This is a genomic window from Streptomyces sp. WM6372, assembly GCF_001279655.1.
GTDB lineage: Bacteria > Actinomycetota > Actinomycetes > Streptomycetales > Streptomycetaceae > Streptomyces.
Window position 1 is genome coordinate 1 of sequence record NZ_LGDB01000022.1, and the last position, 11,404, is coordinate 11,404.

Here is an 11,404-nt window from a genome sequence, read left to right on the forward strand (position 1 = left end):
ACGGACGCTTCCTTTGTACTCACCCTCTCGGGCTTTCCTCCGGGCTTTCGTTCTTGCGTTTCCGACTCTATCAGAGTCAGTTCCGCTTGCTTTCCAGGTTCTTCGCTTTCGCGTTTTCCCTTTCCGGCGATGCCGACTCTATCAGAAGTTTTCCACCGGATTTCCCGGCTTCGGATTCCTGGATGAGGAGTCGACTGTGCCTCGCTGGAATTCAATTCCTTCGGAGGCGAGAGAGACTTTAAACCATCGCTGCCGAACTTGTCCAGTTCGAGGCAACCGTTCGAATCTACCTCCCCACGGCGACGGTGTCAACAGTCGCTGCGGGACGACGAGGAGACTAGCAGCTGAACGGGGTCCGACGCACATCAGGCCGCCGTCGGCAGCGTGGCCGTCTGGTCGGCGGCCTCCACGTCGCCCACCTCACCGGCGCGCGCGGCCCGGCCGCCCAGGACGTACACGTACGTCAGGAACAGGACCTCGGCGGCGACGCCGATCGTGATGCGGGCCCAGGTCGGGAGGCCGGACGGGGTCACGAAGCCCTCGATCAGGCCCGATACGAACAGGACCAGCGCCAGGCCGATCGCCATGCCCAGCGCGGCCCGCCCCTGCTCGGCGAGGGCGGCGCGGCGGGTGCGCGGGCCCGGGTCGATGACCGTCCAGCCCAGGCGCAGGCCGGTCCCCGCCGCAACGAAGACGGCGGTCAGTTCGAGCAGGCCGTGCGGGAGGATCAGGCCGAGGAAGACGTCGAGGCGGCCCACCGAGGCCATCAGGCCGATGCCCGTGCCGAGGTTGAGCATGTTCACGAAGAGGATCCAGAGCACCGGTATCCCCAGGAACGCGCCCAGGACCAGGCAGATCGCGGCGGCCTGGGCGTTGTTCGTCCAGACCTGGGCGGCGAAGGAGCCCGCCGGGTTGCTGGAGTAGTACGTCTCGTACCCGCCGCCCGGCTTCGTGAGCGCCTTCAGGTCCTCCGGGGCCGCTATGGCGCCCTGCACCTCGGGGTGCGTGGCTATCCACCAGCCGAGGAGGACGCCGACCGCCGTGGAGATCAGTGCCGTCGGTATCCACCAGCGGCGGCTGCGGTAGACGGCGGCCGGGAAGCCCTCGGTGAAGAAGCGGGCCGCGTCGCGCCAGCCGGCGCGGCGGGCGCCCGTCACGGTGGCCCGGGCGCGGGCGACGAGCTGGGTCAGGCGGCCCGTGAGCATCGGGTCCGGAGTACTCGACTGGATCAGCGAGAGGTGCGTGGAGGCCCGCTGGTAGAGCGCGACCAGTTCGTCCGCCTCGGCGCCGGTCAGCCGGCGGCCGCGGCCGAGCAGCTGTTCCAGGCGGTCCCATTCCGCCCGGTGGGCCGTCACGAAGACGTCGAGATCCATCCGGTTACCGCTCCCCTGCCCCAGGACCCTGCTCTGCTTGTGCTTACTTCTACGGTGGTCAGCTTGGCAGACTGGGTGACCAAGGGGCGGGTCCGGTCACGGGAAAGGTGTGCAGGGTGAGCGATCTGGTGACGGGGGACGCGGTCGTCCTGGGGTTGCGGCCGGCGAGGCTGCCGAGCAGGGCGCTGGCGATCTTCCTCGACCTGCTCGTGTACCTCACCGGGTACCTGCTCATCTCGATCGGGCTGACCCTCGCGACCGCCTCGCTGGACACGGCCGCGCAGGCCGCCGTGTCGGTGGCGGGCTTCGTCCTGGTGCTGGTCGGCGTGCCGATCGCGGTGGAGACGCTGTCCCACGGGCGATCGCTCGGCAAGCTCGCCTGCGGGCTGCGCGTGGTGCGCGACGACGGCGGGCCGATCCGGTTCCGGCACGCGCTGGTGCGCGGGGCGATGGGGGTCGTGGAGCTGCTGGGCACCTTCGGTGCCATCGCCTGCATCGCTTCGCTCGTCTCGGCCCGGGGCCGGCGGCTGGGGGACGTGTTCGCGGGGGCGCTGGTCATACGGGAACGGGTGCCGGGGGCGCGGGTGATGCCGGTGCCCGCGCCGCCGCCGTGGCTGGCCGGGCGGTTCTCCGGGCTGGACCTGTCGGCCGTACCGGACGGGCTGTGGCTGGCGATACGGCAGTACCTGACGCGGATGAACCAGCTGGACCCGCAGGTGGGCGCCGCCATGGCGGTACGGCTCGCCGATGATCTGGTGGCGCGTACGGGAGCGCCGCCGCCGGTGGGCGTGCCGGCCGCCGCGTTCCTGATGGCGGTGGTGCACGAGCGGCAGGCCCGGGACGCGGCCCGCGCCTTCGGGCCCGGTGGGCCCTCGTACGCTCCGCCCGTCTACGCTCCGCCCGTCGCGCCCGCGATGCCCGCGGGGATGCCGGCCGTGTCGGGGCACCCGGCTCCCGGGGCGTACGTACCGCCGGCTCCCGGGGCGTACGTTCCGCCGGCTCCTGGCGCGTACGCACCGCCGGCCGTACCGCCGGCGACTGCGGCGGTCCCGGTTCCGGTCCCGGGCGAGGTGCCCGCGGCTCCCGCGCCGCAGCGGCCCGCGACGGGGTTCGCGCCCCCGGCGTGATCGCCTAGCGTGCGCGGCATGTCAGCGAACATCGCATTCACCTTCCGCGTCACGGGCATCGCGGACGAGGCCCGGGCGCAAGCCGTCGTCGAGGAGCTCCGGGAACTGATGCGGGACGAGAGCATCGGCCGCCAGGTCACGATCGGCGTCCGGCGGGAGGACGGCGTGCACGTCGTCACCGGCGGGACCGATTTCCCGGTCTCCGTCAGCCGCGCCCACCTGTGGTGCCCGGAGTTCGAGAAGTCCGTCGCCTGGTACGCGCAGGAGGCCGCGCCCTCGGCGACGTGCACGGTCGAGTGGAGCCACCCCGACGAGCAGCGCTGACCCCCGGGGCCGGGGAGCCGGACGGGGGCGTCAGTCCTCGGGGAACGTCGACGGTGGGGTCTCCAGGTGCTCCAGCTCGATGCCCGGGGCGGCGAGGACGACGTCCCCGGCGATGTGGACCGCGTGGACCTCGCCCGTGTCCAGGGCGGTGACCTGGTACTCGTCCACCACGAGCGGTCCGCTGTCCGTCGCGTGCTCGGCGCGCCCCCGCAGGGCCCAGGCCTGGTCGACCGTACGGGGCGCCAGCACCGGGTCGGTGAGCGCGACGAGCCGGACCCGGGTCGCGGGGGCGCCGGGGGTCAGCCGCAGCAGGCGGGCCGTCGCGACGAGGAAGGCCGGCGAGGTGCCCGTGAATCCCGCGGCGGGGACGTTGCCCTCGATCGCCTCGGCTCCGGCGGGGTCGGAGCGCACCCAGGTGACCCCGTCGATGGCGGCGCCGCGGACCTGCCAGCTCGAGGCGTTGGCTTCGAGGCGGATCGGGCGGCCGAGTTCGTCGATGGCGAGGTCGACCGAACCGCGGTGGTCGCCGTCCGGGCCCGTGAGCTGGGAGACGTAGCGCCAGCCGGAGGGGCCGGGCGCGCAGTGGAAGTGCTCCTCGCCGAGGGGCGTGTGGTCGTGCGGGTCGTGGAGCGAGTAGCGGCCGCGGGGCATGGGGTGCCGTCCTTGCGTGCGTCGTACGGGGTCGTGCGGGTCGTGCGGGGTCGTGCGGGTCGTGCTCATGGGGCAGGCCCCCGGCGTACGTGCCGGGGGCCTGCTCGGTGCTGCGGATCCGCGGGGACCGGTGCGGGATCAGTAGCGGTAGTGGTCCGGCTTGTACGGGCCCTCGACCTTGACGCCGATGTAGTCGGCCTGCTCCTTGCGGAGCGTCGTGAGCTTGACGCCGAGGGCGTCCAGGTGGAGGCGGGCGACCTTCTCGTCGAGGTGCTTGGGCAGCACGTAGACGTCGGTCGGGTACTCCGAGGGCTTGGTGAAGAGCTCGATCTGGGCCAGCGTCTGGTCCGCGAAGGAGTTCGACATCACGAACGACGGGTGGCCGGTCGCGTTGCCCAGGTTCAGCAGACGGCCCTCGGAGAGGACGATCAGGACCTTGCCGTCGGGGAACTTCCACGTGTGGACCTGCGGCTTGACCTCGTCCTTGACGATGCCCTCGACCTTGGCCAGGCCGGCCATGTCGATCTCGTTGTCGAAGTGGCCGATGTTGCCCACGATCGCCTGGTGCTTCATCTTGGCCATGTCCGCGGCCATGATGATGTCCTTGTTGCCCGTGGTCGTGATGAAGATGTCGGCCGTCTCGACGACGTCGTCCAGCGTCGCGACCTGGAAGCCGTCCATGGCCGCCTGGAGCGCGCAGATCGGGTCGATCTCGGTGACGATGACGCGGGCGCCCTGGCCGCGCAGCGACTCGGCGCAGCCCTTGCCGACGTCGCCGTAGCCGAAGACGACCGCGACCTTGCCGCCGATGAGGACGTCGGTGGCGCGGTTGATGCCGTCGATGAGGGAGTGGCGGCAGCCGTACTTGTTGTCGAACTTCGACTTCGTGACGGCGTCGTTGACGTTGATCGCCGGGAAGAGCAGGGTGCCCTCGGCCATCATCTCGTACAGGCGGTGGACACCGGTGGTGGTCTCCTCGGTGACGCCGCGGATCTCGGACGCGAGCTGCGTCCACTTCTGCGGGGCCTCGCCGAGGGTGCGGTTCAGCAGCGTGAGGATGTGGCCGTACTCCTCGGAGTCCGCCGTCGACGGGTCCGGGGCGGAGCCGGCCTTCTCGAACTCGACGCCCTTGTGGACGAGGAGGGTGGCGTCACCACCGTCGTCGAGGATCATGTTCGGGCCGCCGGTGGGGGTGTTCGGCCAGGTCAGCGCCTGCTCCGTGCACCACCAGTACTCCTCCAGCGTCTCGCCCTTCCAGGCGAAGACGGGGACGCCCTGCGGGTTCTCCGGGGTGCCGTTCGGGCCGACGGCGATGGCGGCGGCCGCGTGGTCCTGGGTGGAGAAGATGTTGCAGGAGGCCCAGCGGACGTCGGCGCCGAGGGCGACGAGGGTCTCGATCAGGACGGCCGTCTGCACGGTCATGTGCAGCGAGCCGGTGATGCGGGCGCCGGCCAGCGGCTGGGCCGCGGCGTACTCGCGGCGGATCGACATCAGGCCGGGCATCTCGTGCTCGGCGAGGGTGATCTCCTTGCGGCCGAAGGCGGCGAGGGAAAGGTCGGCGACCTTGAAGTCCATGGGTGCTGCTCCTCATGGGTCGAGAGGGTGGGTACGGCTGAGCCGCGCATCGCCCGTGGGGGCGGTGCACCGGGCGCTCAGTCCGTCGGGGGTCCTCTCTCCCCTCGGCCGGTCGCGAGGACCGCCCGACCGCCATCAGCAGCGACGCCTGACACTGATGACGAATCTACACCGATCGGCCGAGCGCGCCCCAGTGGGCCGGGGAAGAAGTCGCCGCGGAACCGGGGCCCTCCGGCGGGCCGGATCCAGGTCTTTCGGGCTGTTGGACGGGCCCTCACGTGGTGGACGATGCCGGAGGACCGTTCGTACGCGCGAGAAGGAGGCCTCGGCGAGTCCATCGCCGTCCCGCACGCCAGGACGGACGCGGCGTCCCGGCCGATGCTGCGGGTACCGCGTCAGCCCTTCGCGGCGGCTTCCGCCTTGTAGATGTCCGGCTCCAGGTAGATCACGCGGGCGATCGGGACCGCCGCGCGGATCCGGGCCTCGGCGGCGTTGATCGCGTCCGCCACCTGCGTCGCGGTGTCGTCGCCCTCGACGGCGATCTTCGCGGCGACCAGGAGTTCCTCCGGGCCGAGGTGCAGGGTGCGCATGTGGATGACGCGGGTGACGACGTCACCGTCGACGAGCGCGGCCTTGATCTTCTCGATGTCCTCCGTGCCCGCGGCCTCGCCGAGCAGCAGGGACTTCGTCTCGGCGGCCAGCACGACCGCGATGACGAGCAGCAGGGTGCCGATGCAGAGGGTGCCGATGCCGTCCCAGACGCCGTCGCCGGTGGCGAGCGCGAGGCCGACGCCGCCGAGGGCCAGGACCAGGCCGACGAGTGCGCCGAAGTCCTCCAGCAGGACCACGGGAAGCTCGGGGGCCTTGGCGCGCCGGATGAACTGGGTCCACGTGAGGGTGCCGCGGAGCTCGTTCGACTCCTTGATCGCCGTCTTGAAGGAGAAGCTCTCGGCGATGATCGCGAAGACGAGAACGCCGATCGGCCAGTACCAGTCCTTGATGGGGTGCGGGTGCTGGACCTTCTCGACGCCCTCGTAGATGGCGAACATGCCGCCGACGGTGAAGAGCACGATGGAGACGAGGAAGGCGTAGATGTAGCGTTCGCGCCCGTATCCGAAGGGGTGTTCCGGCGTCGCCTCGCGCTGGGCCTTCTTCCCACCGAGGAGCAGCAGCCCCTGGTTCCCGGAGTCGGCCAGCGAGTGGACGCCTTCCGCGAGCATCGACGACGAGCCGCTGAAGAACCAGGCCACGAACTTGGCTACAGCGATGGCGAGGTTGGCGGCGAGTGCCGCCACGATCGCCCTGGTACCGCCTGACGCGCTCATGGGTTTTCGGAGTCCCTTCCTCGGTACGGCGCCCCTGCCCGGGGCGCCGCGCTACGGCGGCACATTGTTGCAGCCGTAGCGGCGGACGCCACTTCTACACCGACACGGTGGCCCGGAAAATGGTGCCGATGCCGGACAGTTCGACCTTTTCGCCGGCCGGGACGAACACCGACTCCCCGGGGGACAGCGTCACTTCGCCGGCCTTCGGGCGGCCCGCCGTGCAGAGCAGGATCTGCGGGGCGGCGTCCGGGAGGGGGTGGGGGGCGGCGCCGGGGGCCAGGGCGAAGCGGGAGAGCCGGAATTCGTCGATGGGGGCCTCGTAGACCTCCTCGCCGTTGCCCTCGGGGCGCTGTACGGCCGGGTCGCCGGGCTCGAACCGCACGATCTTCAGCAGCTCGGGCACGTCCACGTGTTTGGGGGTGAGTCCGGCGCGCAGCACGTTGTCGGAGTTGGCCAGCAGTTCGACGCCGAGGCCGTCGAGGTAGGCGTGCGGGACGCCGGCGCCGAGGAACATCGCCTCGCCGGGCTGGAGTCGTACGTGGTTGAGGAGCATGGCCGCGATCACGCCCGGGTCGCCCGGGTAGTGGTGGACGAGCGGGGCGTACGGCGCGTACGGGCCCCCGAGCCGCTCGATCGCGGCGCCCGCCTCGGTGACCGTACGGGCCATCTCGGCGCGGTCCGCGGTCAGTACGGCCGTGAGCATCTCGCGCAGGGCCGCCTCCTCCGGGTGGGCCCGCAGCAGGTCGGCGTACGGCTTGAGCGAGTCCACCCCGAGGCCTTCGAGCAGTTCGGCGGCCTCCAGCGGCGGGCGGAACCCGCACAGGCCGTCGAAGGGGGTGAGCGCGCAGATCATCTCGGGCTTGTGGTTGGGGTCCTTGTAGTTGCGGTGGGCCGCGTCGGCCGGGATGCCGCGGTCCTCCTCGTCGGCGTAGCCCGCCTCGGCCTGCTCCAGGTCGGGGTGGACCTGGAGGGACAGCGGGGCGCCGGCCGCGAGGAGTTTGAGGAGGAAGGGCAGCCGGGGGCCGAACTTGGTGACGGAGGCCGCGCCGAGCTCGCGCTCGGGGTCGGCGGCGATGACGTCCGCGAGGGTGGTCTCGCCGGCGCCGCGGTCGAGACGGGAGGGGGCGCCGGGGTGGGCGCCCATCCACATCTCGGCCTGGGGCTCCCCGGTGGGTTCGACGCCGAGGAGCCCTGGGATCGCGGTGGTCGATCCCCAGGCGTAGGGGCGGATCGTGTTCGTCAGGCGGTCCATCTTCGTCCGTCTTCCTGGATGAAGGGCCGGCACGGTGGTGTGCTCAGCCGTGTCCCCTGGTCGCCAGCGCCAGGTAGGCGGTGGCGAAGTCCGTGACGGCGAGGAGTTCGGCGATCTGTTCCAGTTCGCCGCCCTCCTCCGGTTCTAGTTCGCTGATGGCCGTGTCGTGGCTGAGGGCGAGCTCGCGCGCGGCCGGGGCGGCGGTGAGGCCGCCCGTGGGCCGGTCGCGCAACAGGACGATGCGGGCACGGAGGGTCTGGGGCTCCTCCACCCGGTCACGGAAGAAGTCTTCGGGGTCGGCGCCGGCGGCGAAGGAGCCGGCGAGCAGGACCCCGTGGGCGGGCAGCGCCTCGGGCAGGTCGGCGGCCAGTGCGGGGCGGCCGGCGAGTTCGGCGAGGGTGGCGGCGAAGCGGCGGCCGGCCGGTCCGGCGCCGGCGCCCTCGCTCCAGATGAGCGGGAGGGTGTCGGCGAGCTCGGCGGCGAGGGTCTTGGCCGGGTTGGAGTACGTGGCGATGGCCGGTCCGCAGCGCTCGGCGGTGCGGTCGAGCCGGTCGGCGACGCGCTGCAGGGTCTCGGGGGCGGCGGTGATCAGCCCGACCCTGTCGAGGAGCACGAGCAGCGGGGTCAGCAGGGCCCACAAGGCGCCGGGTCCGGCCGCGGCGGACTCGTCGTACTCCTGGTACGGGGCCTTGGCCATCGGTACGAGGAGCCCGTGCGCGCCGTCCACGGCCTCGCTCAGCGGGGACCGCTCGGGGGCGACGGCGACGACGGTGCAGCCGCGTCGGTAGGCCTGCTCGGCGAGGAGGGCGAGTCCGGGTTCGGTGCCGTCGGTGGTGGCGAGGAGCAGCAGGTCGACGGAGCCGGCCCAGCCGGGCAGCGCCCAGCGCAGGGCGCCCGCGGCGTGGGCGACGCCGGTGGGGTGCAGGCGGGTGACGGGTGCGGAGGCTCCGGCGAGGGCGCCGAGCAGGTCGGCGACTCCGGTGGCGGCGGTGCCGGACCCGGCGATGAGGACGGCGCGGGGCCGGCCGTCGGGGCGCAGGTCGGCGAGGCCCGCCTCGGTCGCGTGCCGGGCCGCGGTGCGGACTCTGGCCCCGGCCTCGGCGGCGCCGCGGAGCAGGCCGCGACGGTCGGCGCGGGCGAGCTCGTCCGGTGCGTCGAGGAGCGACTCGTCGAGCATTGCGGCCTCCGGCTGATATCAGAAGGGCGGGCGACTCGGTTGCTCGGGCGCCCGGCGCTGCGCCGGGCGCCCCTTGATGCCTGTGCGGCCCGGGACTCGCGCCTCGGGGCGGCGGCCTCAGGCGGGGCGGCGGGCCTCGTCGACGAGGAGGACCGGGATGCCGTCGCGGACCGGGTAGGCGAGGCCGCAGTCCTGGCCGGTGCAGATCAGCTCGGGAGCCGCTTCGTCGGCCGACTTGTCCTCGAGGGGCGAGTGGCAGGCGGGGCAGGCGAGGATCTCCAGAAGGCCGGCTTCGAGCGGCATGGGGCGGTTCCCTTCGAACATGCGGATTGGGCGAGGTCAGCGTACCGCCGGGCCGCACGTCGCGCGGCCCGGCCGGGACAGGGCGTTCATGCCCGGACGAGGGCGAGGACCTCGTCGCGGACCTTGGCGAGGGTCTCGGGGTCGCGGGCCTCGACGTTGAGGCGCAGCAGCGGCTCGGTGTTGGAGGCGCGCAGGTTGAACCACCAGTCGGCGGAGCTCGCGGTCAGGCCGTCGAGCTCGTCGAGGGTGATCCCCTCGGCGGAGCCGTACGCGGCCTTGACGGCGGCGAGCCGGCCGGCCTGGTCGGCGACGGTGGAGTTGATCTCGCCGGAGCCCGCGTAGCGGTCGTAGGAGGAGACCAGCTCGGAGAGCGGGCCGTCCTGGCCGCCGAGGGCGGCGAGGACGTGGAGCGCGGCGAGCATGCCGGTGTCCGCGTTCCAGAAGTCCTTGAAGTAGTAGTGCGCCGAGTGCTCGCCGCCGAAGATGGCGCCGGTTTCGGCCATCTGCTCCTTGATGAAGGAGTGGCCGACGCGGGTGCGGACGGGGGTGCCGCCGTGCTCGCGGACGACCTCGGGGACGGACCAGGAGGTGATCAGGTTGTGGATCACCGTGCCGGTGCCGCCGTTGCGGGCCAGCTCGCGGGCCGCGACCAGGGCGGTGACGGCGGACGGGGAGACGCCCTCGCCGCGCTCGTCGACGACGAAGCAGCGGTCGGCGTCGCCGTCGAAGGCGAGGCCGAGGTCGGCGCCCTCGGCCTTCACGCGGGCCTGGAGGTCGACGATGTTCTTCGGGTCGAGGGGGTTGGCCTCGTGGTTGGGGAAGGTGCCGTCGAGCTCGAAGTACATCGGGACGAGGTCCAGCGGCAGGCCCTCGAACACGGTCGGGACGGTGTGGCCGCCCATGCCGTTGCCCGCGTCGACGACGACCTTGAGCGGGCGGATGGCGCTGAGGTCGACCAGGCCCTTGAGGTGGTCGGCGTAGCCGGCGAGGGTGTCCTGCTCGGTGATCGTGCCGGGGGCGGTGCCTTCGGCGACGGCCGGGGCGCCCTGCTCGGACCACTGCTCGACGAGCTCGCGCACGGTGGAGAGACCGGAGTCCTGGCCGACGGGGGCGGCGCCGGCCCGGCAGAGCTTGATGCCGTTGTAGCGGGCCGGGTTGTGCGAGGCCGTGAACATCGCTCCGGGCAGGTCCAGCGTGCCGGAGGCGTAGTACAGCTGGTCGGTGGAGCACAGCCCGATCAGGGTGACGTCCACGCCGCGGGCGGCGGCGCCGCGCGCGAAGGCGCCGGACAGGGCGGGCGAGGAGGGCCGCATGTCGTGGCCGACGACGATCGCGCTCGCGCCGGTGACCTCGACGAAAGCAGCCCCGAACAGTTCGGCCAGCGACTCGTCCCACTCGTCGGGTACGACACCACGTACGTCGTACGCCTTGACGATGTTCGAAAGATCTGCGGCCACTGCCTGCCCTCCTGAAGTGCTGTGCGGTGGAGCAAACCTACCTGCACGCGGAGCGGCTTTTCAGACCATGTGATGTCAGGAGTCGGGCGAACGCAGGACGCGCAGGTGTCCGCGGCGCGTCTCCCCGGTGCCGCTGCCTCCGCTGCCCGGTCCGGTGCCGCCGGCCTGGGCGGCGCGGTCGTGCGGACGGGCCGCTTCGCGGACGGCGTTGGCCAGCGCTTCGAGGTCGTCGCCGCTCGGGCGGGAGGGCGCGGACCCGTCGGTCAGGCGCACGACGTCCCAGCCGCGCGGGGCGGTCAGGCGCTCGGAGTGCTCGGCGCACAGGTCGTAGCAGTGGGGTTCCGCGTAGGTGGCGAGCGGGCCGAGGACTGCGGTCGAATCGGCGTAGACGTACGTCAGTGTCGCGACGGCAGGGCGGCCGCACGCGGTGCGCGAACAGCGACGTACAAGGCTCACGACGTTGGACGGTACCGCACTCTTGACCGGGCCGCGACGACTCTCCCCCAGCCCGCTCCCCCGTGTCGTGCCTGCGGAGGGGCGCGGCGGGTCCGGAAACGCCCGGGTGGGAGGGGCCGCGAGGGCTACGCTGCGGGGGTGACCGACAGCCCCCTGCCCCCCGGCCCGCCCCGCTCCGCCGAGCCCCCCGCCGAGCCGCGGACGCGCCGCCGCGACCGGCACGGGCGGGGGATGCGGGGGCCGCTGGCCCCGCCGCAGGTGCCGTTGTCGGCGAGCCGGGCGGAGCTGTTCGGGGACCTCGTACGGGACTCGGTCGAGCGGCTGGAGCGGCGGTTTCCCCAGCTGGGGGGGGGGGGGGTTTGGGGGGGGGGGGGGGGGGGGGGG

Annotated in this window: 11 protein-coding genes and 1 pseudogene; 3 read left to right on the forward strand and 9 right to left on the reverse strand. The window is 72.6% G+C overall.

Annotated elements, in window-relative coordinates; all coding sequences use genetic code 11:
- Window positions 1–365 precede the first annotated feature (365 nt).
- Complete coding sequence (locus ADK52_RS03860) at window positions 366–1,373, reverse strand: stage II sporulation protein M (RefSeq protein WP_053688366.1); 1,008 nt, start codon at window positions 1,371–1,373, stop codon at window positions 366–368.
- Window positions 1,374–1,489: 116 nt separating this feature from the next.
- Between ADK52_RS03860 and ADK52_RS03865 the strand changes: the two genes are divergently transcribed.
- Both ADK52_RS03865 and ADK52_RS03870 read left to right on the forward strand, forming a co-directional pair.
- Window positions 1,490–2,500 (forward strand): RDD family protein, encoded by a 1,011-nt coding sequence (locus ADK52_RS03865; RefSeq protein WP_053688367.1) that lies wholly within the window; start codon window positions 1,490–1,492, stop codon window positions 2,498–2,500.
- A gap of 18 nt (window positions 2,501–2,518) precedes the next feature.
- On the forward strand, window positions 2,519–2,824 hold the full coding sequence (locus ADK52_RS03870) for a hypothetical protein (RefSeq protein WP_053688368.1): 306 nt from the start codon (window positions 2,519–2,521) through the stop codon (window positions 2,822–2,824).
- A gap of 30 nt (window positions 2,825–2,854) precedes the next feature.
- Here ADK52_RS03870 and ADK52_RS03875 read toward each other — a convergent pair whose 3' ends face one another.
- The 8 genes from ADK52_RS03875 to ADK52_RS03910 all read right to left on the reverse strand — a co-directional run bounded on the left by ADK52_RS03875 (window position 2,855) and on the right by ADK52_RS03910 (window position 11,071).
- A complete protein-coding gene (locus tag ADK52_RS03875; protein ID WP_053688369.1) occupies window positions 2,855–3,475 on the reverse strand; it encodes a hypothetical protein in 621 nt (206 codons plus the stop codon).
- A 138-nt stretch (window positions 3,476–3,613) separates the two neighbouring features.
- Window positions 3,614–5,050 carry an adenosylhomocysteinase gene (ahcY, locus tag ADK52_RS03880; protein ID WP_053688370.1) on the reverse strand — a complete coding sequence of 479 codons (1,437 nt, stop codon included), beginning with the start codon at window positions 5,048–5,050 and terminating at the stop codon, window positions 3,614–3,616.
- Between the two features lie 395 nt (window positions 5,051–5,445).
- A complete protein-coding gene (locus tag ADK52_RS03885) occupies window positions 5,446–6,375 on the reverse strand; it encodes a cation diffusion facilitator family transporter (RefSeq protein ID WP_053688371.1) in 930 nt (309 codons plus the stop codon).
- Window positions 6,376–6,469: 94 nt separating this feature from the next.
- Complete coding sequence (gene manA, locus ADK52_RS03890; RefSeq protein WP_053688372.1) at window positions 6,470–7,627, reverse strand: mannose-6-phosphate isomerase, class I; 1,158 nt, start codon at window positions 7,625–7,627, stop codon at window positions 6,470–6,472.
- Between the two features lie 43 nt (window positions 7,628–7,670).
- Window positions 7,671–8,804, reverse strand: a complete 1,134-nt coding sequence (locus ADK52_RS03895) for an SIS domain-containing protein (RefSeq protein WP_053688373.1) — start codon at window positions 8,802–8,804, stop codon at window positions 7,671–7,673.
- A 117-nt stretch (window positions 8,805–8,921) separates the two neighbouring features.
- Entirely contained in the window at window positions 8,922–9,107 is a 186-nt protein-coding gene (locus ADK52_RS03900) for a Trm112 family protein (RefSeq protein WP_030156407.1), read from the reverse strand.
- Between the two features lie 86 nt (window positions 9,108–9,193).
- Window positions 9,194–10,564: a phosphomannomutase/phosphoglucomutase gene (locus ADK52_RS03905; RefSeq protein ID WP_053688374.1), complete on the reverse strand. Its 1,371-nt coding sequence runs from the start codon at window positions 10,562–10,564 to the stop codon at window positions 9,194–9,196.
- A gap of 75 nt (window positions 10,565–10,639) precedes the next feature.
- Window positions 10,640–11,071, reverse strand: a complete 432-nt coding sequence (locus ADK52_RS03910) for a DUF3499 domain-containing protein (RefSeq protein WP_078987925.1) — start codon at window positions 11,069–11,071, stop codon at window positions 10,640–10,642.
- Between the two features lie 87 nt (window positions 11,072–11,158).
- Between ADK52_RS03910 and ADK52_RS43310 the strand changes: the two are divergent.
- Window positions 11,159–11,404 (forward strand): annotated as a pseudogene (locus ADK52_RS43310) (hypothetical protein); the annotation flags it as partial.